Raw genomic sequence first — 23,141 nt, forward strand, 5'->3', positions numbered from 1 at the left:
CTCGGCGAGCGCGCCCGCGCGCTGCTCGTCGGCCAGCAGCAGCGATTCGGCGGCCGCGGCGCACGACGCGGCGTACCACGCGCACAGCGGCTCGACGTGGCCGTCGGGGTGGACCGGCAGCACCGCCGCCGCGCCGGCGCGCCCCGCGTCCCGCAGCGCGGCCAGCAGCCCCGCGGACACGAACGGCATGTCCCACGCGACCACCAGCACGTCGGTGCCGGCGTGCGCGAGCGCCGCGTGCACCCCGCCGAGCGCGCCCATCCCTCCGTGCACGTCGCCGACGACGCGCACGCCGGGGAGCCACGCCGCCGCGTCGGGCGCGTGCGCGACCAGCAGCAGCGCGTCGGTCACGGGCGCCAGCGCCCCGGCCACGCGGTCGAGGATGCGCGCCCCGCCGACCGTCGCCAGCCCCTTGGGCGCCCCGCCGAAGCGCGACGCGCGCCCGCCGGCGAGGATCACGCCGGTGACCGGCGGCGCGCTCAGGACGGCGCCGAGCGCGCGACCGAGATCCGCACGCTCTTGGAGGTGGGCGTGTTGCTGCGCGCCGCCACCGAGCGCACCGGCACGAGCACGTTCCCCTCGGGGAAGTAGGTCGCCGTGCAGCGGCGCGGGATCGGGTAGGGGACCACCGCCCACCGCGGCGCCGTGCGCGTCTCCCCCTCGAAGTGGCTGGTGAGATCCACGAGGTCCCCCTGCGCCAGCCCGGCCTCCGCCATGTCGTCGCGGTTCATGAAGACGACGCGCCGCCCGCCGTAGATGCCGCGGTAGCGGTCGTCCAGCCCGTACACGACCGTGTTGAACTGGTCGTGCGTGCGGATGGTCATCATCAGGTACTGCCCGGGCGGGAGGTCGTGGCGCGGGATCTCGTGTACGGTGAAGCGCGCCTTCCCGACCCCGTTGTCGAACCGCCGGTCGTCGCGCACCGGGTTGTACAGGTAGAACGGCCCCCGCCGGATGCGCGCGTCGAAGTCCGCGAACCCCGGCACCACGCGCGCGATCCGCTCGCGCACGCGGTCGTAGTCGTCGGCCAGCGCCTCCCACGGCACCGTCGTGCGGTCGCCGAGCGCGGCGCGGGCGAGGCGCGCGACGATCCGCGGCTCGCTCAGCAGGTGCGCGCTCGCCGGCGGGAGCACGCCGCGCGACGGGTTGACGATCCCCATCGAGTCCTCGACCGTCACGAACTGCTCGCCGCCGGGCTGCACGTCGTGCTCCGACCGGTCGAGGCAGGGGAGGATCAGCGCCCGCCGCCCGGTCACCAGGTGCGCGCGGTTCAGCTTCGTCGAGACGTGCGCCGTCAGCGCGCACCGGCGCAGCGCCTCCGCCGTGTACGCCGTGTCGGGGGTGGCCGAGAGGAAGTTGCCCCCCATCGCGAACAGCACGGTGATCCGCCCGTCGTGCATGCGCCGGATGGTCTCGACCGTGTCGGCGCCGTGGTGGCGCGGCGGCGAGAAGGCGAACTCCGTCCCCAGCCGGTCGAGGAAGGCGTCGGGCATCTTCTCCGCGATGCCCATCGTGCGGTCGCCCTGCACATTGCTGTGGCCGCGCACCGGGCACGCCCCCGCGCCCGGGCGCCCGAGGTGCCCGCCGAGCAGGAGGAGGTTCACCACCTCCTGGATGGTGTCGACCGCGTTGCGGTGCTGCGTGAGCCCCATCGCCCAGCAGCAGATCATGCGCTCGGATCGCATCGCGATCTCGGCGGCCTCGCGGATCTGCGCGCGCGTCGCCCCCGACTGCTCGACGATCACGTCCCAGTCGGCCGCGCGCAGCGACTCGGCGAACGCCTCGTAGCCGACCGTGTGGTCGCGGATGAAGGCGGCGTCGAACACCGCGCCCGGCCGCGCGTCCTCCTCGGCCAGCATCTCCTTCATCACGCCCTGCAGGAACGCCACGTCGCCGTTGATGCGGACCGGGACGAACAGGTCGGTGAGCGCCGTCCCCTTCCCGAGCAGCACCGGCAGCGCCTTCCACGGGTGGTGGAGGTGCTGCGGGTTGGCGAAGGCCCGCGTCCCGACCTCGGGGAGCGGGTTCACGCTGACGATCGTCGCGCCGTTCGCCTTCGCCTGCTCCAGCGAGGCGAGCATGCGCGGGTGGTTGGTCCCCGGGTTCTGCCCGAAGATCCAGATCGCGTCGGCCCTCTCGAAGTCCTCGAGGGTGACCGTCCCCTTGCCGACGCCGATCGCCTCGCCGAGCGCCACGCCGCTCGACTCGTGGCACATGTTGGAGCAGTCGGGGAGGTTGTTCGTCCCGAGCTGCCGCACGAACAGCTGGTAGAGGAACGCCGCCTCGTTGCTCGTCCGCCCCGACGTGTAGAACGCCGCCGCGTCCGGGGTGTCGAGCGCGCGCAGCTCGTCGGCCACGATCGCGAAGGCGTCGTCCCACGACACCGGCTCGTAGTGCGTCCCCCCCTCGCGCAGCAGCATCGGGTGGGTGAGCCGCCCCTGCGCGTTGAGCCAGTGGTCGCTGCGCGCCGCCAGGTCGGCCACCGAATGCTCGCCGAAGAACTCGGGGGTCACGCGCTTCCGCGTCCCCGCGTCGGCGACGGCCTTCGCCCCGTTCTCGCAGAACTCCGCGGTGTGGCGCGTCCCGTTGGGGCTCGGCCAGGCGCAGCTCTGGCAGTCGAAGCCGTCCACCTGGTTGACGGCGAGCAGCGTCTTCAGCGAGCGCGCCGCGCCCATCTCGCGCAGCCCCCACTGCGTCGTCTTCACGACGGCGGCGACGCCGGCGGCGACCTCGCTCGCGCGTCCGACGCGCGGGCCGGTGACCTCGTCGGGGGTGAGGGCGCTGGGGAGGGGGGTGTCCTGGTCGCTCATCGCTCCGGGAGGTGCGCGTCGAGGCCGCGGACGCGCGCCGCGCCCGCGTAGACGTTGAAGCGTCCGTCCCGCACGAAGCCGACCAGCGTGGCGCCGTACGCCCGCGCCGTCTCGACGGCCAGGCTCGACGGCGCGCCGACGGCGGCGAGCAGCGGGATGCCGGCGGCGAGCGCCTTGTGCACCAGCTCGAAGCTCGCGCGCCCGCTGACGAGCAGGACGCGGTCGTGCAGCGGGAGGCGCCCGTCGAGCAGCTGGCGCCCGACCACCTTGTCGACCGCGTTGTGCCGCCCGACGTCCTCGCGCACGCACAGCAGGCGGCCGTCGGCGTCGAACAGCGCGGCGGCGTGCAGCCCGCCCGTCGCCTCGAACGCCGCCTGCGCGGCGCGCAGCGCGCTCGGGAGCGCGTGCAGCGCGTCGGCGCCGACCAGCGGGGCCGGCGGCGGCAGGACGATCGGGCGGCCCGCGGCCAGCGCCTCCAGCGACGTCTTGCCGCACACGCCGCAGCTGGACGCGGTGTAGAAGTGGCGCTCCAGCCGCCGCACGTCGACCGGCACGCCGGGGCGCAGCGCGACGCGCACCACGTTGGCGCCGCGCCCGTCGCCCGCGGGCTCCGCGGGGACGCCGAGCAGCTCGTCGGCGCCGGCGAGGATCCCCTCCGCGTACAGGAAGCCGACGGCCAGCTCGGCGTCGTGCCCCGGCGTGCGCATCGTCACCGAGACGCTCCCCGTCACGCGCCCGCCGTCGCGGTCGTGCGCCAGCTCGATCAGGAGCGGCTCCTCGACCGCGAGCAGGTCGTCGTCGCGCGCCGGCGCGCCGCGCGCGACGCGCAGCACCTCCACCCGCGCGACGTCCGCGGCCGCGTCGTCCGTGCGCACGGCGCCTCCTACCCCTCGCCGTCGTCGCCGAGGACGAAGTCGTGCGAGACCGCCATCCCGTCGCCGTCGGCGAACGCGATCCCGCTCGTCGTCACGAAGCCGCCGCCGTCGTGCGCCGGTCCCTGGTGGGCGCGGCGCGCGCGCGCGTGCGCCTCCGCCTCGAGGTAGCGCCGCCGGTTCTCGCGCACGTGGCCGACCGCGCGCACGAGGTAGTCGGTCGCGTCGGCGGGGGCGGCGTCGCGCGCCAGGTCGTAGGCGTAGAGCAGCTTCGCGTCCTCGACCAGCCGCTTGAGGTCCGCGCCCGAGAGCCCCTCGGTCTCGGCGGCCACCCGCGCCACGTCGGCGCCGCGCAGCGCGTCGGGGAGCGCCGCCACGCGGTCGCCCAGGATCGCCGCGCGGGCCGCCTCGTCGGGGAGTCGCATCTCCAGCCACAGCTCGACGCGGCCCGAGCGCACGAGCGCCGGCGGCAGGCTCGCGACGTCCATCGCCGTCATCATCACGCACACGCGCCCCGCGCTCTCGCTCTCCAGCCCGTCGAGCAGGGTGAGCAGGTAGCGGTAGAACCCCGCGTCGCCGCCCCCCTCGAAGATCACGTCGCTGTCGTCGATGAAGATCACCGCCGGCGCGTTCTCCTTGGCCGCCTCCACCACCTTGTGCAGGCGGTGGTAGAACGCCGGCGTCCCGGCGACGACGGTGCCGTCGATGAGGAAGAACTTCCCGCGCAGCCGGTGCGCGAGCGCGCGGCCGACCGTGGTCTTCCCCGTCCCCGGCGGCCCGACGAGCAGCACCCCGCGCCGCGGCGTGAGCCCCAGCGTCGCCGCGAGGTCGGCGCGCTCGAACGGGAGGACGATGCTCGCCTCGAGCGCGGCCACGACATCGTCGACCCCCTTCAGCTCGGAGAGGGCGACGGCCTGCACCTCGCCCAGGTCGACGTTGCTGGCGACGTGGTGCGCGCGCAGGTGCGCGACGAACCGCTCGGTGTCGTCGCCGCCCGGCGCCGGCGCGGGGGCGAAGCCGTCGCAGGCGACGCGGAGCTGGCGCGCCGAGAGCTGGCGCGCGAAGCGGTGGACGCGGGCGGCGTCGACCCGCGCGCCCGCCTCGCCCAGGAAGTCGCGCAGGAAGTGCGCGTAGTCCTCGACTGCCAGCTCGCGCAGCGCCACCGTGCGCGCGCGGGGCCACATGCCGGCGAGCGGCCCCGGGTCGCTGGCGACCACCAGCCGCCGCCCGCGCCGCGCCGCCTCGTCGCCGAGCGCGGCGAGCGGGAGGCGGGCGAGCCCGTTGCGCGGGTAGAAGTGCCCGACGAGCAGCGGCGACGCGGCGAGGTGGAAGTCGTCCACCAGCACCACCTCGTGCTCGGCGAGCGCGTCGGCGAGCAGCCGGTGCAGCGCCTCCTCGACCGCGAGCGGGTGCCGCGCGTCGAGCGCGCGGGTCAGGTCGGAGGCGCCGAGCAGCGTGCCGCCGAGCGCGCGGTGGACGGCGCGGAGCAGCGTGCTGCGCCCCATCCCCGGGCGCGTGACCAGCACGGCGGGCCCCGGCGGGAGGTCGACCAGCGCGTCGAGCGCGCGCTGCTGGGCGGGGGCGAGCGGGATCGAGTGGTGCGACATGCGCGAATGGTGCGCGGCGGCACGCGGGCGCGCGAGCCGCCCGGCGCCGTTGACGCCCGCCACGGCGCTGGTATATTGAACGTGCGTTCAATCAAACCGCCGATGGAGGCGTCCGTGACCGACCCATACCCGCCCGCCTGGCTCGACCGGGCCGCGTACCCGTTCGCCGGTCGGCACCTCGCCACGCCCGAGGGGCGCCTGCACTACCTCGACGAGGGGAACGGGCCGCCGGTCGTCCTGGTGCACGGGACGCCCACATGGTCGTTCCTGTGGCGCCATGTCGTCTCCGGACTGGCGCAGAAGTACCGCGTCATCGTCCCCGACCACCTGGGCTTCGGGCTGTCCGACAAGCCCCCCCACGCCGGCTACACGCCCGCCGACCACGCGCGCCGGCTCACCGCGCTGCTCGCCCACCTCGACGTCCGCGATGCGACGCTGGTCGTCCACGACTTCGGGGGGCCGATCGGGCTCGCGCACGCCATCGCGCACCCGGACCGGGTGTCGCGCCTCGTCCTCTGCAACACCTGGCTGTGGGACCTGGGCGGCGACCCGCGCATGGCGCGCGGCGGGAGACTCGCCGCCGGGCCGATCGGGCGCTTCCTCTACCGGCGGCTCAACTTCTCGCCGCGCGTCCTGATCCCCGCCGGCTTCGGCGACCGGCGGGCGCTCACGCCGGCCGTGCACCGGCAGTACCTCGCCCCCTTCCCGTCGGCCGCCGACCGCGAGGCCCCGGCGGCGCTCGCCCGCGCGCTGCTCGCCGAGGGGGCGTGGTACGAGCGGCTGTGGCAGCGGCGCGCCGCGCTGCAGGGGAAGCCGGCGCTCCTGCTGTGGGGGATGCGCGACCCGGCGTTCGGCCCGGCGTACCTGGCGCGGTGGCGCGAGGCGCTGCCGCAGGCGCGCGTGGTCGAGTACGCGGACGCCGGCCACTTCGTCCCCGAGGAGGTGGGGGGCGCGCTGCTCCCCGAGCTGCGGCGCTTCCTCGACGCGCCGACGCGCGAGGCCGCGTGACGCCGCGCAGCGACGCCGAGTTCGAGCGGCTGCGCGTCGAGAGCCGCGACCGGATCGAGCGCGCCGCGCTGCGCGTGTTCGCCGAGCGCGGGCTGGAGGCGGCGACCGTGCGCGAGATCGCGCGCGAGGCCGGCGTCTCGCAGGGGCTGCTCTACAACTACTACCCCGGCAAGCAGGAGCTGCTGGCGGCGCTCTTCCGGCGCGGCATGCGCGACGTGGACGCGTCGCTGGCGGCGGGGGCGCCCGACGCGGCCGCCGGCGGCGACGGCGCCGCCGCCCTGCGCCGCTTCGCCGCCGGGGCGATGGCGATCGTCCGCGAGCACCTCGACTACTGGCGCATCTCGTACATGCTGCGCTGGCAGCCGGGCGTCCCCGAGGCGCTGCGCGGGGAGCTGGACGCGTGGACGGCGCGCATCGTCGCCGCGCTGGCGGCCCACGTCGGCGGCGCCGGGCCGGGCGCCGAGGCGCGCGCGCGGCTCCTGTTCGCGGCCGTGGACGGGGTCGCGCAGCATTACGCGCTCGACCCGGAGGGCTACCCCCTCGACGCGGTGCTCGACGCGCTGGCGGCGACCTTCGCGCCGCGCGTCACGGCAGCGCCAGGGTGAGCCAGCCGTCGGGATCACGGCGCGTGCTGCCGGCGGGGACGACGAGGTCGGGCTCGCGCCCGGCGAGGTCGCGCAGCTCGACGCGCACGCGCCACCGCGCGCCGGGGAAGCGCGCGCGCCGGATCTGGAACTCGCGCCCGCGCTGCGGGAAGAGGTGCGACGTGTCGAGGGGCGCGCCCGGGGCGCGCGGCCGGTCGGGGCGCAGCTTCGACTCGTTGGCGGTCCAGTCCACCTCGTTCCCCCAGCGCGTCGCCGGCCGCGCGTCGGTCCACGTCGTGTCCCCCGCCGCGAGCCGCCGCTCGCCGAGCTGCATCGACGCGTGGAGGTTGTGCAGCGCGCCGCCGCCGTCGCGCACGAAGAGGTCGACGTACACGGGGTGGGCGCGCGCGGTGACGACCCCGAGGTAGAGGTGCCCCGCGTGCTCCTTCACCAGCAGCGTGTCGAGCGGGCCGACGGCGGCGCGCGCGGCGTCGTCCCACTCCCCCGGCGCGAAGCGGCCGTCGATCAGCACCGGGACGGGCGGGCGCGCCGGCACGCGGAGCGTCGGCTGCGCCCCGGCGCCGGCGGCGAGCAGCGCCAGCGCCGCGACGGCCGCGACGGGCCTCACCGCAGGGGGAGGTAGACGTCGGTGATCATCTCCTCCTCGCGCACGCCGGGGCCGACGTTGACGTAGTGGAAGAACACCGGGAAGTCGCCCGGCGCCTCGCCGCTCGCCGGCAGCCACTCCTCGGCCAGCCGGCGCGCCGCCGCCACGTTGGCGCGCGAGCCGAGGTGGCGCGCGACCGCGCAGCGGCAGGCGGGGATGACGCTCGCCACCACCCCCTCCGCGTTCGGCGCCACGACGCCGTCGTAGGCGACGCAGATGTCGACGCGGTGCTCGGTGGGCGGCGTGGTGCGCGGGTCGGTGTGGTGGACGCCGTAGGTGGCGTGCCGGTCGGGGGGCAGCCGGTGCGCGATGCGCCACGCGATGAGGCGGCGCGCGGTCGCGTGCTCCAGCTCCGGCGGACCGCGGTGCTCGACGGCGGCGACGGGCGTCTCGGGGAAGTCGACGATGCGGACGTCCAGGGGCTCGGGCATGCGCGAACGCTACGCGGGGCGGGAAGGGGCGCCGCCCCCGCGCCGCCGCGCTCACCGGATGCTGACAGGCGTCCGCCGCACGCGGGCGCTAGACGCGCTCGAAGCGCACGTCGGCGTCGCGCGCCCCGGGGTCGAGCAGCGCCGCCAGGCGCCGCCCCTCCGCCAGCACGTCCGCGCGCTCGGCGCGCGTCAGGGGGCCGAACGGGCGCACGACCACCGCCCCCGCGCCGCGCGCCGGCCGCTCGGCCCACCACCCGGCGCGCACGAGCCCGTCCACCAGCACCATCCCGAGCGAGCGGCCGTGCACGACGTGCCCCCACCGGAACCCCTCGGGCCAGATGCGCGCGCGGTCGGCGTGCGCGAGGAAGACGTTGTCGAACTCCCCGAGGAAGCGCGCGGGCGCGGCGACGTCGCCGCCCGGACGCGGCGCGTCGGGGAGGTCGAACAGCTCGCGCCCGCGCGCGTCCCGGAAGGTGACGAGGCGGTCGCGCAGCCGCGCGAAGGTCGCGGCGAGCCCCGTGATCCCGGCCCACGCCTGCGCGTCGCGCACCGACGCCGGGCCGAACGCGGCCAGGTAGCGGAGCACGACCTCGTCGGGCGTGGCGGCGTCGGCGCGCGCGTCGGGGGCCCAGGTCGCCAGCGGCCGGTACGCGGGGGCGGCGCTCGCGCCCCACACGCCGCGTGGCGTGACCTGCACGAGCGTGGCGTACGCGGTGGCGGCGTCGGCCATCGCCTCGACGTCGGTGCCGACGCCGGCCTCCACGAGCCGGCGCCCCAGCTCGCGCCCGCCGAGCGGGGCGTCGGCGAGCAGCGCGTGCACGGCGTCGGCGATGCGCTCCGGCGCCACGTCGCCCACGCGCTTCCCCCACGCGCCGCGGTGCCCGCGCACGATGGCCGGCTGCACGACGGGGCGCAGCGCCCACGCGTCGCGCCCCGTCACGAGGTGGATCGTGCCGCGCATGAGCGTGAGCCGCACCAGCGCGCGCGACTCCAGCAGCGCGCCGAGCGCCTCCGGCGCGAACCCGTCGAGCCGCGACCAGAGCCCGACGTACGGCGGGAGCACGGCCTGCGCCTGCAGCCCGACCAGGTGCTCGACCGCCGCCGCGGGCGCGAGGGGCGCGCGGCGGAGCAGGTGCTGCCGCGCGAGCAGGGCGCGGCCGAGCGCGCGGTCGTCCAGCGTCTCCTGGGGAGGGGCGCCCTCCGGTCCGCGCGTCGCCATCAGAAGAACTCGTCGAGGCAGCGGTGGAACTCGAGGCGCGCGCGGTCGGGCGCGGTCTCGCCGTAGCCCGCGAGCAGCGCCTCGCGCGCGTCGTCGCCGAACTCGCCAAGGTCGTTCCAGAGGAGCGCGAGGTCCTGGTACGGGTCCGCCATCCCGGCGCGTCCCACGTCGAGGCACCCGGTCACCCGCCCGTCGGCGACCAGCAGGTTGTCGAGCGTGCAGTCGCCGTGCGTCACGACGCGTCCGAAGGGAAGCGGGAGCAGCGCGGTCATGGCGTCCCACACCTCTGCGGGGCTCCGGCCGGCGCGCTCGTCGTCGAAGTCGTCGGCGTCCACGAGCCCGGCGTCGATCCGGCGCCGCGCGTCGGCCAGCCGCCGCGCGTGCCCGGCGTCGAACGGGCAGTCGTCGGCCGGGAGCGCGTGGCGCGCGCGCACGAGCGCCGCCAGCGCCGGGACGACCGCGTCGCGCGACGCCGGGTCGGCGCGGATGGCGTCGCGCGCGGCGCGCCCGGGGAGCGCGGCGGGCAGCAGGAAGGCGGCGTCGCCGTCGCGCACGGCGCGCAGCACCGTGGGCACGGCGACGCGGCCGGCGAGCCAGCGCAGCCGCTCCGACTCGGCGGCCACCTCGTCGGCCGCGTCGCCGGCGGCGTGCTTGACGTAGCGCGTGGGGCGCCCGGGCGCGTGCAGCCGGTACACGGCTGCGCCCGAGGCGCCGCCCCCGGCGGGCGTCCAGGCGTATCCGGCCACCGTCTCGCGTGCCGCCGCGGGGACCGGGACGGGCGCGCTCACGAAGCGATCACCAGCTGCTCACGGCGCGAAGCCACGTCCCTCGGCCGCCAGCGCGTCGCGCAGGATGCGCACCCCCTTGGGCCCCATCCCGTGCAGCGCGGCGAGGTCGCGCTCGCGCCACCGCGCCAGGTCGGCGAGCGAGCGCACGCCGGCGGTGGCGAGCGCGCGCAGCGACGGCCCCGACATCCCGGCGGGGAAGGCGTCGCGATTCGGGTGCGTGGCGTCGGTCGGCGTCGGCATGCGGGCGGGCGGCGGCGTACGGCGGCGTGCGCGGGGTCAGTGGCGGTGCGGGTGCGGGTGCCGCTCCAGGTGCTGGCGCAGCAGGTCCTTGCCGTAGTCGTTCCCGTTGGGCGTGCGCACGACCGTGTGGATGTGCTGCCGCGTCGGGCGGTCGGCCGCGAAGCCGGGGAGCGCGACGGGGCGCTGGTGGTCGAACTCGATCAGCACGACCGGGCTCTGGACGCGGTAGTAGAACACGTCGTCGGCGCCCGACCCGCCGACCCACGCGAACCGCGTGTCGTCGAGGTGGCGGCGCACCTCGGCCATCTTCACCCGCGCGTGGCCGTCGCGCATGTGCGAGACCCAGAGCCCCACCAGCGCCACCAGCCGCTCGCGCTGCGCCGCGGTGAGCGCGGTCGCGGGGACGCCGACGCGGGTCAGGTCGACGTTGTCGCGGAACGCCTCGGCGACGGTGTTGTTGGCGCGCTTGTCCGACGCGACGGTCGCCTGCCGGCGCTGGTCGTCGGTGAGCCCGCGGAAGAAGGCGAGGCCGGCGTCCTGCTCCTCCTGCAGCACCTTCGTGCCGGCGTACTTGCCGGTCGTCGCGTGCACCGGCTCGGAGCCCATGAAGGTCGGCGTCATCACCACCTGGTCGCCGACGACGAAGTAGTTGATCACGAGGTGGTGCCCGTCGAGCTGCCACCCCCACGGCTCGGTGGCCGACGGCGTCCCCATGACGGTGATCCAGTACAGCCCCTCGCCGTAGTTGGCGAGGTCGCCGTTCAGCTCCCCGAGCGTGTGGTTGAGCCGCATGATGTCCTGCGACGTGCGCAGCCCGCGCGCGCTCAGCGACGCCCGCAGCAGCCCGACCGCGGCGGCGCGCTGCGCGGCGCCCATCTCGCCGAAGCCGACGCCGCGCCGCTCGTAGAAGTGCTGGTTCATCCAGCGGCGCCACTCGTCGTCGTCCACCGGGAAGCTGGTGCGCCCGCGCTGCTCGGCCGACAGCGCGGCCAGGAACGCCGCCGCCGCCTGGCGCACGGGGGCGGTGCTGACGCCGGTGGCGCGCAGCGGGAACAGGTCCGGCGTGATGGCCGAGTCGACGGAGACGCCGCGGAACGGCTGCGCGAGGAAGTCGCGCTCGCGCGGCGCGAAGGAGGCGCGGGCGCGGTCGCGGGCGGCGAAGGACGAGTCGGGGCGCGCGGTGAGGACGCGCTCCTGCGCGCCGGCGGCGGGCGCGGCGAGGAAGAGCAGGGCGGCGAGGGCGGCGCGGCGCACGGACGGGGCTCCGGGAGAGTGGTGCCCGGGAAGTGCGCGCCGGCTCAGCGAGCCGTCAAGGGCTCGCGCGGTCCCGGGAGCGCGGCCAGCCGCCGGTCGAGCTCCGCGCGGGTCAGCAGCCGCCCGCCGACCACCACCGCGCGCACCCGCCGCAGGGCGGCGACGTCGCGCAGCGGGTCGGCGTCGAGGAGCACGAGGTCGGCGACCTTCCCGGGCGCGACGGTCCCCATCGAGTCGGCCGCGCCGAGGAAGCGCGCCGCGTCGAGCGTCGCCATGCGCAGCACGCGCGCCGGGGTGAGCCCCGCGCGCACCATCAGCGCGGCCTCCTCGGCGAGCGCGTGCCCGGCGAGCCACGAGTCGGTGCCGAGCAGGAGCCCCGCGCCCGCGGCGTCCAACGCGCGCAGCAGCCGGAACTGCCCGTCGAGCCCGCGCTGCGCGGCCGCGAAGTCGGCGTCGGCGAAGGCCGCGAGGTACCCCTTCGTCCGGTCGCGCGGCAGCCCCTCGAGGCTCAGGCGCCGCAGCTCGGGGCGCCGCAGCAGACGGGCGTGGTCGGCGGCGGGGGACAGCTCGTGCACGGTGAAGGTGAACGTCGGGCAGTTCCAGACGCCCGCCGCCACGGTGCGCGCGACGAGGGCGGGGATGGCCGCGGTGTCGACGCGCGTCCACGCCACGCTCCAGGCGCGGAAGCCCGCGTCGGGCCCGGCCGGCGTCAGCGCGTGCACGTAGCCGCGGAAGTGCTCGACGGACGCCTGCCGCGCGGCCAGCGCGCCGTCGATCCCCGCCGAGGTCGGGACGTGCCCGGCCACCGGCAGCCCCAGCTCGCGCGCGACGGCGACGACCGAGTCGTACGTCGGGCGCGCGAGGGCGTTGTAGACCTTCACGAAGTCGTACCCCGCGGCGCGCTGGCGCACGAGCGCCGCGCGGGCGTCGGCGGGGGCGGCGAGCGGCGCGTTGTCGGGGTGCGAGAGCGGCGGCGTCTCGACGACCGGGCCGGCGGTGACGACGCGCGGCCCGACGACGCGGCCGGCGGCGACGTCGCGGCGCATGGCGAGGTGCGACGTGTCGCCGGCCATGTTGCGCACGGTGGTGATCCCGTTCGCGACGTAGGTGAACAGGTCGCCGCGGGTGTAGACGTGCACGTGCATGTCGGCCAGCCCGGGGGCCAGGAACCGTCCACGGCCGTCCACGACCGTCGTCCCGGGCGGGATCGCGATCGCGGCGGCGGGGCCCGCGGCCGCGATGCGGCCCGCGCGTACCACCACCGTCTGCGCGCGCCGCAGGGATCCCCGTTCGACGTCGATCACGGCGACGTTGGTGATGGCGACGGGGGGTGGTTGTACCATCGGCTCGGCAGGGCGGAGGGCGGGGTGGGGCGAACTTCAGGGAACGGCGCAGATCGGGGTGAACCGAACCAAGGGGTGGGGCGGAAGGCAGGATGCGGCGGAATGTGCCGTGGCGCGTTGGAGCGGTCGGGTGCGACGTGGGGTCGCGGGTGAAGATGCGGCGTGACGACGACGAACGCAGCGCCGGGAGGCGACCATCGCGGACTCCGCGTGTGGCAGGAAGCGATGAAGCTGGCCGTGGCCGCGCGCGGGGTGTGCGACGCGCTGTCCGGTTCGGGACGCGCGGCGCTGGCGGATCAGCTGACGCGCGCCGCGAGCTCGGTGCACCTGAACATCGCCGAGGGCTGGGGCCGCGGCAGCAGCGCCGACCGCCGTCGCTGCCTGACCATCGCCCGCGGCTCGCTCCGCGAGGTCGACTCCTGCCTCACCGAGATCGCCCTCACCACCCACCCGCCACCTGCCGCCGTGGGCACCGCCCGCACCCACGTCCTGCACACCGCCCGCCTCCTCGCCGCCCTCCTCCGCACCCTGCAGCAATGAGTCGCAGGCCGCCGTCCCCCGCTCTGCGCCTCACCCCTTGGTTCGGTTCACCCCGCCCTGCGCAGTCTCCTGAAGTTCGCCCCACCCCGCTCTTCGCCGTCACTCAGGTGATGACGGTAGGCTCCGACCTTCCGGTTCTTGCCTGCACCTCCGCCAGCGAGAGCGCCGCTGAGACGAGCGGCCGCAGCGCCTCCTGCGCGTCCATCGACTGCCGCGCCACGTCCGGCTCGTACGACTCGATGTAGACCCGCAGCGTCGCCCCCTCGGTGCCGGTCCCGGAGAGGCGGTACACGATCCGCGACCCGTCCGCGAACAGCACCCGGATCCCCTGCCGCTCCGACGCGCTCCCGTCCACCGGGTCGTGGTACGCGAAGTCGTCCGCCGCCGCGACCTCCATCCCGCGGCCGAGCGCCGTGCCGGGGAGCGACGCCAGGCGTGCGCGCAACGCCGCCATCAGTCCGTGCGCCGCGTCGGGCGCCACCCCCTCGTAGTCGTAGCGCGTGTAGTAGTTGCGCCCGTAGCGCGCCCAGTGCGCGCGCACGATCGCCTCGACCCCCTCGCCGCGCGCCGCGAGCACGTTGAGCCACGCCAGCACCGCCCACAGCCCGTCCTTCTCGCGCACGTGGTCGGAGCCCGTGCCGAAGCTCTCCTCGCCGCACAGCGTGATGCGCCCCGCGTCGAGCAGGTTGCCGAAGAACTTCCACCCCGTGGGCGTCTCGAAGCACGGCAGCCCGAGCGCCTGCGCCACGCGGTCGACCGCCGCACTGGTCGGCATCGAGCGCGCGACGCCCGCGAGCCCGCGCGCGTAGCCGGGGATGCGCGTCGCGTTCGCGGCCAGCACCGCCAGCGAGTCCGACGGCGTGACGAAGAAGCGGCGGCCGAGGATCATGTTGCGGTCGCCGTCGCCGTCGCTCGCCGCGCCGAAGTCGGGGGCGTCGGCGCCGAACATCTCCTCCACCAGGTCGTGCGCGTAGGTGAGGTTCGGGTCCGGGTGCCCGCCGCCGAAGTCGGGGAGCGGCGTGCCGTTGATCACCGTCCCCGCCGGCGCGCCGAGCCGGCGCTCGAGGATCTCGCGCGCGTAGGGGCCCGTCACCGCGTGCATCGCGTCGAAGCGCAGGCGGAAGCCCCCGGCGACGAGCGAACGGATCGCGCCGAAGTCGAACAGCGACTCCATCAGCGCCGCGTAGTCGGCCACCGGGTCGACCACCTCGACCGTCATCCCGCCCAGCGCGTGCGTGCCGTCGGCGTCGAGCGGGAGGTCGGCCGCGTCGAGCGTGCGATATTCGGTGAGCGCGCGCGTGCGCGCCGCGATCGCCTCCGTCACCGCCTCGGGCGCGGGGCCGCCGTTGGCCGTGTTGTACTTGATCCCAAAGTCGCCGTCCGGCCCGCCCGGGTTGTGGCTCGCCGAAAGCAGGATCCCCCCCGCCGCGCCGCGCAGGCGGATGAGGTGCGACGCCGCTGGCGTCGACAGGATCCCGCCGCGCCCGACCACGCAGCGCGCCACCCCGTTGGCCGCCGCGAGGCGCAGGATCACCTGCACCGCCTCGCGGTTGAGGAAGCGCCCGTCGCCGCCGACCACCAGCGTGCTCCCCGGCGGCGGGGCGGCGACGTCGAGCACCGCCTGCACGAAGTTCTCGAGGTAGTGCGGCTGCCGGAACACCGGGACCTTCTTGCGCAGCCCCGAGGTCCCCGGGCGCTGGTCGGCGAACGGCGTCGTCGGGACGACACGGGCGGACGCGGGGGCGGTGGACATGCCGGGCCTCAGGCCGTGGGGGTGGAGCCGTCGCGCGCCTGGCGCGCGCGCGCCTCCTGCGGGCGCAGCACCGCGTACAGCACGTCGTGCACCGGCGTCGCCGCGCCGCCCGCGCGCCCCAGCCGCACGATCGCCCCCGTCTGCGCCTCCAGCTCCGACGGACGGCCGGCCACCAGGTCGCGCTGCATCGACGTCGTGCCGCCGGCGGGGAGCGCCTCGTAGCGCGCCCACGCCCGCGCCGGCGCCTCCTCGTCGAGCGCGACGCCGTTGGCGCGCGCCACCGCCAGGATCTCGCGCCCGCACGCCGCCAGCGCGGCGCGCGTCTCGGGGTCGCCCATCAACTCGCCGAACGTCGCGCGCGCGGCCGCGCCCACCACGCCCAGCGGCTCGACGAACAGCGCCTTCTCCCACAGCGCCACGTCGGCGTCGTCGGGGACGTCGACCGCGACGCCGGCGCGCCGGAACGCGTCGGCCAGCCGCGACAGCCCCTCCACAGCCCCCGCCGCCAGCGCGCCCGCGTGCGGCGCCCGCGCCCCGCGCCGGCCGAAGGTCACGTCGAGCACGCCGCCGTGCAGCCGGACGTGCCCCGGCCCCACCTGCTCGGCGAGCATCCGGCACAGCCCCTCGGCGACGTGCGCCGGGCCGAGCGCCGCGGCCAGCTGCGCGCTCGCCTCGACCCCGTTCTGCAGCGGGACCACCACCGTGTGCGGCGCGAGCAGCGGGGCGAGCGTCGGCGCCACCTCGGGCACCTGCGCCGCCTTCACCGCCACCAGCACCGCGTCCACCGGCCCCACCTCGGCGGGGCTCGCGGCCGCGTGCCCGGGGGGGAGGCGCACGTCGCCCTGCGGGTGCTCGATCACCAGCCCGCGCGCGCGCAGGGCGTCGAGGGTGGCGCCGCGGGCGACGAAGGCGACGTCGCAGCCGGCCTGCGCGAGGCGGGCGCCGAGCACCGCGCCGACCGCGCCGGCGCCGATGACCGCGACGCGCAGCGGCACGTCGAGAGGGTGTGGGAGATCGGACACGTCGTTGGCTGGTGGGGGTGGGAGCGCGCGGAATATGCGCGGCCGTCACCACCCTTGCCCGCCGCCCCGTGCTCCCGAGACATTGCGCCAGACGCATGTTTATGGCCCGCGACTAGGCGGGCGCGACAGTAAGGGCCAGCAACCGGACGGCAGCACGGGTGAGCACCACGGTCAGCCACGCGGCCCGCGACGGCGCGGACGCGCACTTCCCCGGCGACGGCGAGATGGCCCGCCGCTGCCGGACGCTCGACTGGGCCTCGACGCCCCTCGGCCCCGTCGCCCGCTGGCCGCAGAGCCTGCGCACCACCGCGGCCACCGTGCTCGCCCTCGGCTTCCCGAGCGTCGTGCTGTGGGGGGCCGAGCTGACGCAGCTCTACAACGACGCGTACGTCCCGATCCTCGGCGCGCGGCACCCGCGCGCGCTGGGGCGGCCGACCGCCGAGTGCTGGCCCGAGGCGTGGGCGTTCAACGCGCCGATCTACGCCCGCGTGCGCGCCGGCGAGACGGTGACGCTGCGCGAGCAGCGGTACGCGCTGGCGCGCGGCGGCCCGGGCGGCGCGCTCGAGGACCGCTTCCTCACCATCTCGTACGCGCCCGTGCGCGACGAGGCGGGCGCGGTGGGCGGCGTCCTCGTCACCTTCGTCGACGTCACCGCCGAGGTGCGCGGGCGCGCGCAGCTCGAGGAGGCGTTCCGCCTGGCGCCGGCGTTCCTCGCCGTGCTGCGGGGCCCCGACCACGTGTTCGAGCTGGCCAACGACGCGTACTACCGCCTCGTCGGCCGCCGCGACCTCGTCGGCCGCCCGGCGCTCGAGGCGCTCCCCGAGCTGCGCGGGCAGGGGTTCGACGCGCTGCTCGACCGCGTGCGCGCGACCGGGGAGCCGTTCGTCGGGCGCGCGCTCCCGATCGCCCTCGCGCGCACGCCGGGGGCGCCCCCCGAGGAGCGGTTCGCCGACTTCGTCTACCTCCCCGTCGCCGCGCCCGACGGCGCGCCGGCCGGCATCGTCGCGCACGGCACCGACGTCACCGAGCACGTGCGGGCGCGGCGCGAGGTGGAGCGCCTGCTCGCCGAGAGCGAGGCCGCGCGCGGCGCGCTGGCGCAGGCCAACGCGCAGCTCGAGGAGCAGCAGGTCGAGCTCGAGCTCACCAACCAGCAGCTGCAGGAGAACGCGACCGAGCTGGAGGCGCAGGCGGAGGAGCTGTCGCGCACGCACGCGCTGCTCGCCGAGCGCACGCGCGAGGCCGACGCCGCGCGCCGGCGCCTGCTCGACGCGTTCGAGTCCATCAGCGACCCGTTCTTCACCGTCGACCGCGACTGGCGCCTCACCTACATCAACCCGCCGACCGAGCGGGTGATCGGGCGCCCGCGCGAGGGGCTGATCGGGAAGCACCTGTGGGAGGAGTTCGCGGAGGCGGTCGGGACGCCGTTCTACGACGGCGCGTTCCGCGCGCTGCGCGAGGGGCGGGCGGTGGACGTCGAGGCGCACTACCCGCCGCCGCTCGACTTCTGGGCGGCGATGCGCATGTACCCGCTGGCCGACGGTCTCGCGGTCTACTACCAGGACGTCACGGCGCGCAAGAAGGCCGAGGCGGCGCTCGCCGAGAGCGAGCGGCAGCTGCGCGCGATGGTCGACGCGATCCCGACCATCGCCTGGACGGCGCGCCCCGACGGCGCGGTCGACTGGTTCAACGCGCGCTGGTACGAGTACACGGGGATGGCGGCGGACCGCGCGGCGGGGTGGGGGTGGCAGGAGGCGCACGACCCGCGCGCGCTCCCCGACGTCGTGCGCGAGTGGCAGGCCGCGATGGCCGCCGGCGCGCCGGTCGAGACGACCTTCCCGCTGCGCGGCGCCGACGGCGCGTACCGCCGCTTCCTCACGCGCGTGATCCCGGTGCGCGACGCCGAGGGGCGGGTCACGCGCTGGTTCGGCACCTGCACCGACGTCGAGAGCGAGCGCCGCGCGGTCGAGGCGGCCGACGCCGCGCGCGAGGCCGCCGAGGCGGCGAACCGCGCCAAGAGCGAGTTCCTCGGCACGATGTCGCACGAGCTGCGCACGCCGCTCAACGCGATCCAGGGGTACACCGAGCTGCTCGCCCTGGGCGTGCGCGGCCCGCTGACCGAGGCGCAGCGCACTGACCTCGACCGCGTGCGCCGCGCCAACCGGCACCTGATGGGGCTCATCACCGACATCCTCAACTTCGCGCGGCTGGAGGCGGGGCAGGTCGAGCTGCACGTGGCCGACGTCGAGGTGGGGCCGATGGTGGCCGACCTGGAGTCGCTGGTGGCGCCGCAGCTCGCGGCCAAGGGGCTCACCTTCGACCACGACGCCTGCGCCCCCGACACGCCGGGGAGCCCGCACGTCGTGCGCGCCGACCCCGAGAAGCTGCGGCAGGTGCTGCTGAACCTCCTCACGAACGCGATCAAGTTCACCGAGCCGGGCGGGCACGTCGCCCTCCTCTGCACGACCGACGCGGCGGCGGGCGTGGTGCGGCTGCGCGTCTCGGACACGGGGCGCGGGATCCCGGCGGCGCAGGTCGAGCGCATCTTCGAGCCCTTCGTGCAGATCGACCGCCACCGCACCCACGCCAGCCAGCAGGGCGTCGGCCTCGGGCTGGCGATCAGCCGCGACCTGGCGCGCGCGATGGGCGGGGACCTGACGGTGGAGTCGGAGGAGGGGAGGGGGAGCGCGTTCACGGTGACGCTGCGGCTGGCGTAGGGACGCGGCGGGCGGCGGGCTGCGGATTCAGAACCCGCAGCCCGCAGCCCGCCGCCCGCCGCGTCCCCGTTGACACCCCCCGCCGACGCGACGAGCTTCGCCCGATGCTTCGCAACCGCGAGACGGGCGCGTTCGCCGGCCTGCTGCTGCTCTGCGCGGCGCTGTGGGCGGCCACGCCGTACTTCGCGACGGTCGACAACCTGCTCAACGTCGCCGAGCAGACGGCGCTCGTCGGCGTGCTGGCGACCGGGATGACGTTCGTGATCCTCACCGGCGGGATCGACCTGTCGGTGGGCGCGATCGTGGCGCTCGCGGGGGTGGCGCTGGGGCTCGCGCTGCGCGGCGGCGCGCCGGCGGCGGCGGCGATCCTCCTCGCGCTCCTCGCCGGGGCGGCGTGCGGCGCGGTGAACGGCGCGCTCGTCACCCTCGGCCGGCTGCCGCCGTTCATCGTCACGCTCGGGATGATGAGCGTCGCCCGCGGCGTCGCGCTCCTGCTCACCGACGGGCGCCCGATCTCGGGCTTCCCGCCGGGGCTGCGCGCCCTCGCCACCGCGCGCCCGCTCGGGGTGCCCGCGCCGGCGCTCGTCATGCTCGCGCTGTGCGGCGCCGCGCAGCTCGTGCTCGCGCGCACCACCTTCGGCCGCTACGTGCGCGCCGTCGGCGGCAACGCCGAGGCGGCGCGGTGGAGCGGGGTGGCGGTGCGCGCGCACACCGCGGCCGTGTACGTCGTCAGCGGCGCGCTGGCCGCCGCGTGCGCGGTGCTGCTCACGGCGCGCCTCGACTCGGCGCAGCCGATCGCGGGGCTGTCGTACGAGCTCGACGCGATCGCCGCCGTCGTCATCGGGGGCACCTCCCTGCTCGGCGGGACGGGGACGGTGCTCGGCACGCTCGCCGGGGCGCTGACGATGGGGGTGCTCCGCAACGGGCTGAACCTCCTCGGCGTCTCCGCCTACCTCCAGCAGGTCGCGATCGGGGTGGTGATCGTCGCGGCCGTGCTGGTCGACCTGGCGCTGCGCCGCCGCGCGGACGCCCTCGCCGCCCGCCGCGCATGACACGCCTGCTCGCGACCCTCGCCCTGTTCGCGCTCGCCGCCTGCAACCGCGGCGGCGACGGCGGGCGGCCGGTGATCGCGCTCGTCCCCAAGACGATGAACAACCCGTTCTTCGTCGACATGGAGCGCGGCGCGCGCGCCGCCGCCGACTCGCTCGGCCTCGAGCTGGTCGTGCAGGCCGCCGACCGCGAGGTGGACGCCGAGCGGCAGCTGCAGATCGTCGAGAACCTGATCCAGCGCCGCGTGGCCGCGCTGCTGGTGGTGCCGAGCGGCTCGCGCGAGATCGTGCCGGCGATCGTGAAGGCGAACGCGGCGGACGTGCCGGTGCTCGTCGTCGACACGCGCGTCGACACGGCGGCGCTGCGCGCGGCCGGCGGGCGCGTGGCGACCTTCGTCGGCTCCGACAACGTCGACGGCGGGCGGCTGGCCGGGCGCTTCGTCGCGGAGCGGCTCGGCGGCGCCGGGCGCGTGGCGGTGCTGGAGGGGGTGCCGGGGCACGAGAGCGGCGACGCGCGGCTGCGCGGCTTCCGCGAGGCGCTCGCCGCGTCGCCGGGCGTGACGGTGGTCGCGTCGCAGCCCGCCGACATGGAGCGCGACCGCGCCTTCCAGGTGATGCAGAACGTGCTGCAGGCGCACCCCGGCGTGCAGGCGGTGTTCGCGTGCAACGACGTGATGGCGCTCGGCGCCGTCGAGGCGATCGCCGCCGCCGGGAAGGCGGGCGCGGTGACCGTCGTCGGCTTCGACGCGCAGGACGACGCGCGCGCCGCCATCGCGGCCGGCCGCATGCACGCCACCGTCGCGCAGTTCCCCGCCGAGATGGGGCGGCAGGCGGTGGTGAGCGCGTACCGGCTGCTGAAGGGGGAGCCGGTGCCGGCGGAGCAGCCGGTGCGGATCGAGCTGGTTACCAAGTAGGGCTGCGGGCTGCGGGCTGCGGGTTCGAAATCCGCAGCCCGCAGCCCGCAGCCCGCAGCGCGGGCCACGAGGAGATCTCGCCATGCGATGCATCCTGCTGCTGCTCGTCCCGACCGTGCTCGCCGCGCAGCCGTCGAAGCGGGCCCGCGCCTGGGGGATCCCGTTCGAGGGCGAGACGGGCCCCCACAACGCCATCACCGACGTCGCCGGCGTCGAGGTCGGGCACGCGACGATCGTGCGCGGCGAGGGGCGGCTGGTGCCGGGGGAGGGGCCGGTGCGCACGGGGGTGACGGCGATCCTGCCGCGCGGGAAGGGGAGCTGGGACTTCGTCATGGCCGCCACGTTCAACCAGAACGGCAACGGCGACATGACCGGCGTGAACTGGATCGCCGAGTCGGGGTTCCTCGAGGGGCCGCTCCTGCTGACCGGGACGCACTCGGTGGGCACGGTGCGCGACGCCGCCGTGCAGTGGCAGCTCGCGCGCGGGCGCCCGCTCGTCTTCACCTACCCCGTCGTCGCCGAGACCTTCGACGCGCTGAGCGACGCCAACGGGCAGCACGTGAAGCCCGAGCACGCGTGGGCCGCGCTCGACTCGGCGCGCGGCGGCGCGGTGACCGAGGGGCCGGTGGGCGGCGGCACCGGGATGATGTGCAACGGCTTCAAGGGCGGGATCGGCACGTCGTCGCGCGTCGTCGCCGCGCTCGGCGCGCGCTACACCGTGGGCGTGCTGGTGCAGTGCAACTACGGCGGCGACCTGCGCGTGCTCGGCGTGCCCGTGGGGCGCGAGACGCGCGACCTGCGCCTGTGCGCCACCCTCCCGCAGACGCGCCCCTTCCTGCGGGGCGTCCCGCGCTGCGACGCCGCGCCGGCGCCGGGGGACGACGCGGCGGCGGACCGCTTCGGGCGCGGCTCGATCGTCGTGGTCGTGGCCACCGACGCGCCGCTCGTGTCGCACCAGCTGGCGCGCGTCGCGCGGCGCGTGGGGATGGGGCTGGGCGCGCTCGGCAGCCACGCGTCCAACTTCTCGGGGGACCTCTTCCTCGCCTTCTCCACCGCCAACGCGCGCGCGGGGCGCGACGACTCGGTGGCGACGCTGCGCATGCTCCCCAACGACCAGATCGACGGGATCTTCCGCGCCACGATCGCGGCGACCGAGGAGGCCGTGGTGAACGCGATGCTCGCCGCCCCCGCCACCTTCACCGGCGCCGACGGGCTGCGCGTGCCGGGGCTGCCGGGGGAGCGGGTGGTGCAGGCAATGAAGAAGTACGGGCGGATGAACTAGGACTCGCTGAGTATCAGCACGGGTCCGTCGCATCCGAAGCATCCGAGTCCCCTGCAGTTCGTAAGGCGACGAGGTACCGTTGTCTCCATGCCCCTCCGCGCCTCCGCCTTCATCGCCACGAGCCTCGACGGCTTCATCGCGCGCCCCGACGGCGCCCTCGACTGGCTCCCCGGCGCCGACCCCGACGCGCCGCCCGAGGACGACCACGGCTACGCGGCGTTCCTCGCCGACGTCGACGTCATCGTGTGGGGGCGCGCGACGTACGACGTGGTCGCCGGCTTCGACATGCCGTGGCCCTACGGCGACCGCCGCGTCGTCGTGCTCAGCACCACGCTGAAGGAGGCCGACCTCCCCGAGCGGTTCCGCGGGAAGGTCGAGGTGCACCCGGGGCCGGTCGCCGCGCTGGTCGCGCGCCTCGAGGCCGCCGGCGCGCGCCACGCCTACGTCGACGGCGGGCAGGTGATCCGCGGCTTCCTGCGCGAGGGGCGGCTCGACGCGCTCACCGTGACCCGCGTCCCCGTGCTGCTCGGCGTCGGCATCCCGCTGTTCGGCGACGTGGGCGGGGATGTGCGAATGACCCATGTGCGCACGGTGGCCTACGAGTCAGGTTTGGTGCAGAGTACGTACGCGGCGCGCGCCGAGGCGCCCCGGCGACCCACCCCAGCGGAGTGACCCCCGTGCTGCAGCTCCTGGCATCCCGATCCCATCACCCCACGCCAGGAGCTTCGCATGTCACGTCCGTCCGCCCCGCCGTACCTCGTCGCTGACGCCCTCGCCGCGCCCCTCCCCGACGGGCGCACCCTGTTCGCCGACCTGACGCTGGGCGTCGGGCGCGAGCGCACGGGGCTCGTCGGGCCCAACGGGAGCGGGAAGAGCACCCTCCTCCGCCTGCTGGCCGGCGTCGACGCGCCGCGCGCGGGGCACGTCCGCCGCGCCGGCCGCGTCGCGTACCTCCCGCAGGACCCGCTCGCCGTCGTCGGGACGGTGGCCGACGCGCTGGCCGCCGCCGGACGGCTGGCCGCGGTGGCGCGCGCCCTCGCCGGC

General features: G+C 76.5%; 22 protein-coding genes. 9 read left to right on the plus strand and 13 right to left on the minus strand.

Going from position 1 to position 23,141, the window contains the following annotated elements; all coding sequences use genetic code 11:
* The 4 genes from PYV61_RS04700 to PYV61_RS04715 form a co-directional block, all read right to left on the minus strand.
* Window positions 1-459, minus strand: a 459-nt coding sequence (locus PYV61_RS04700) for a molybdenum cofactor guanylyltransferase (protein ID WP_275828850.1), incomplete at its 3' end; no start/stop codon positions are given.
* 20 nt (window positions 460-479) lie between these two features.
* On the minus strand, window positions 480-2,810 hold the full coding sequence (locus PYV61_RS04705; protein WP_275828852.1) for an FdhF/YdeP family oxidoreductase: 2,331 nt from the start codon (window positions 2,808-2,810) through the stop codon (window positions 480-482).
* Window positions 2,807-3,685, minus strand: a complete 879-nt coding sequence (gene fdhD, locus PYV61_RS04710; protein WP_275828854.1) for a formate dehydrogenase accessory sulfurtransferase FdhD — start codon at window positions 3,683-3,685, stop codon at window positions 2,807-2,809. The genes PYV61_RS04705 and fdhD overlap by 4 nt, the downstream gene beginning before the upstream one ends.
* Window positions 3,686-3,693: 8 nt before the next feature.
* A complete protein-coding gene (locus PYV61_RS04715; RefSeq protein WP_275828856.1) occupies window positions 3,694-5,289 on the minus strand; it encodes an AAA family ATPase in 1,596 nt (531 codons plus the stop codon).
* A gap of 114 nt (window positions 5,290-5,403) precedes the next feature.
* Here PYV61_RS04715 and PYV61_RS04720 point away from each other — a divergent pair, with 114 nt between their 5' ends.
* Both PYV61_RS04720 and PYV61_RS04725 read left to right on the plus strand, forming a co-directional pair.
* The gene (locus tag PYV61_RS04720) at window positions 5,404-6,297 is read left to right on the plus strand and encodes an alpha/beta fold hydrolase (protein WP_275828858.1); all 894 of its coding nucleotides are present in this window, start codon (window positions 5,404-5,406) and stop codon (window positions 6,295-6,297) included.
* Complete coding sequence (locus PYV61_RS04725; protein WP_275828860.1) at window positions 6,294-6,902, plus strand: TetR/AcrR family transcriptional regulator; 609 nt, start codon at window positions 6,294-6,296, stop codon at window positions 6,900-6,902. Before PYV61_RS04720 ends, PYV61_RS04725 begins: the two co-directional genes overlap by 4 nt.
* Here the strand turns inward: PYV61_RS04725 and PYV61_RS04730 are convergent.
* From PYV61_RS04730 to PYV61_RS04760, 7 genes are all read right to left on the minus strand, one after another.
* Window positions 6,883-7,509, minus strand: coding sequence for a hypothetical protein (locus PYV61_RS04730; RefSeq protein WP_275828862.1), 627 nt, complete (start codon window positions 7,507-7,509; stop codon window positions 6,883-6,885). The genes PYV61_RS04725 and PYV61_RS04730 overlap by 20 nt on opposite strands.
* On the minus strand, window positions 7,506-7,979 hold the full coding sequence (locus tag PYV61_RS04735; RefSeq protein ID WP_275828864.1) for a GyrI-like domain-containing protein: 474 nt from the start codon (window positions 7,977-7,979) through the stop codon (window positions 7,506-7,508). Before PYV61_RS04735 ends, PYV61_RS04730 begins: the two co-directional genes overlap by 4 nt.
* 88 nt (window positions 7,980-8,067) lie before the next feature.
* Window positions 8,068-9,198, minus strand: coding sequence for a winged helix DNA-binding domain-containing protein (locus PYV61_RS04740; protein ID WP_275828865.1), 1,131 nt, complete (start codon window positions 9,196-9,198; stop codon window positions 8,068-8,070).
* Window positions 9,198-9,986, minus strand: a complete 789-nt coding sequence (locus tag PYV61_RS04745; RefSeq protein WP_275828866.1) for an APH(3') family aminoglycoside O-phosphotransferase — start codon at window positions 9,984-9,986, stop codon at window positions 9,198-9,200. The genes PYV61_RS04740 and PYV61_RS04745 overlap by 1 nt, the downstream gene beginning before the upstream one ends.
* 18 nt (window positions 9,987-10,004) lie before the next feature.
* Window positions 10,005-10,226, minus strand: coding sequence for a hypothetical protein (locus PYV61_RS04750; protein WP_275828867.1), 222 nt, complete (start codon window positions 10,224-10,226; stop codon window positions 10,005-10,007).
* A gap of 36 nt (window positions 10,227-10,262) precedes the next feature.
* Entirely contained in the window at window positions 10,263-11,480 is a 1,218-nt protein-coding gene (locus tag PYV61_RS04755) for a DUF3500 domain-containing protein (protein WP_275828868.1), read from the minus strand.
* Window positions 11,481-11,524: 44 nt separating this feature from the next.
* Window positions 11,525-12,823: an amidohydrolase family protein gene (locus PYV61_RS04760; RefSeq protein ID WP_275828869.1), complete on the minus strand. Its 1,299-nt coding sequence runs from the start codon at window positions 12,821-12,823 to the stop codon at window positions 11,525-11,527.
* A 162-nt stretch (window positions 12,824-12,985) separates the two neighbouring features.
* Here PYV61_RS04760 and PYV61_RS04765 point away from each other — a divergent pair, with 162 nt between their 5' ends.
* Entirely contained in the window at window positions 12,986-13,363 is a 378-nt protein-coding gene (locus PYV61_RS04765) for a four helix bundle protein (protein WP_275828870.1), read from the plus strand.
* 103 nt (window positions 13,364-13,466) lie between these two features.
* Here PYV61_RS04765 and PYV61_RS04770 read toward each other — a convergent pair whose 3' ends face one another.
* Together PYV61_RS04770 and PYV61_RS04775 are read right to left on the minus strand one after the other, a co-directional pair.
* Window positions 13,467-15,116 carry an alpha-D-glucose phosphate-specific phosphoglucomutase gene (locus PYV61_RS04770; protein ID WP_275828871.1) on the minus strand — a complete coding sequence of 550 codons (1,650 nt, stop codon included), beginning with the start codon at window positions 15,114-15,116 and terminating at the stop codon, window positions 13,467-13,469.
* Window positions 15,117-15,124: 8 nt separating this feature from the next.
* Window positions 15,125-16,138: a 2-dehydropantoate 2-reductase gene (locus PYV61_RS04775; protein WP_275828872.1), complete on the minus strand. Its 1,014-nt coding sequence runs from the start codon at window positions 16,136-16,138 to the stop codon at window positions 15,125-15,127.
* A gap of 158 nt (window positions 16,139-16,296) precedes the next feature.
* Here PYV61_RS04775 and PYV61_RS04780 point away from each other — a divergent pair, with 158 nt between their 5' ends.
* The 6 genes from PYV61_RS04780 to PYV61_RS04805 all read left to right on the plus strand — a co-directional run.
* Entirely contained in the window at window positions 16,297-18,852 is a 2,556-nt protein-coding gene (locus PYV61_RS04780; RefSeq protein WP_275828873.1) for a PAS domain-containing protein, read from the plus strand.
* Between the two features lie 104 nt (window positions 18,853-18,956).
* Window positions 18,957-19,904 carry an ABC transporter permease gene (locus PYV61_RS04785; RefSeq protein ID WP_275828874.1) on the plus strand — a complete coding sequence of 316 codons (948 nt, stop codon included), beginning with the start codon at window positions 18,957-18,959 and terminating at the stop codon, window positions 19,902-19,904.
* Window positions 19,901-20,815 carry a sugar ABC transporter substrate-binding protein gene (locus PYV61_RS04790; protein ID WP_275828875.1) on the plus strand — a complete coding sequence of 305 codons (915 nt, stop codon included), beginning with the start codon at window positions 19,901-19,903 and terminating at the stop codon, window positions 20,813-20,815. The genes PYV61_RS04785 and PYV61_RS04790 overlap by 4 nt, the downstream gene beginning before the upstream one ends.
* Window positions 20,816-20,897: 82 nt before the next feature.
* Complete coding sequence (locus PYV61_RS04795) at window positions 20,898-22,097, plus strand: P1 family peptidase (protein WP_275828876.1); 1,200 nt, start codon at window positions 20,898-20,900, stop codon at window positions 22,095-22,097.
* Between the two features lie 87 nt (window positions 22,098-22,184).
* Window positions 22,185-22,769 (plus strand): dihydrofolate reductase family protein, encoded by a 585-nt coding sequence (locus PYV61_RS04800; protein WP_275828877.1) that lies wholly within the window; start codon window positions 22,185-22,187, stop codon window positions 22,767-22,769.
* Window positions 22,770-22,826: 57 nt separating this feature from the next.
* The coding region (locus tag PYV61_RS04805; RefSeq protein ID WP_275828878.1) for an ATP-binding cassette domain-containing protein at window positions 22,827-23,141 on the plus strand (315 nt) is incomplete at its 3' end.

Source organism: Roseisolibacter sp. H3M3-2 (assembly GCF_029211165.1).
Lineage (GTDB): Bacteria > Gemmatimonadota > Gemmatimonadetes > Gemmatimonadales > Gemmatimonadaceae > Roseisolibacter.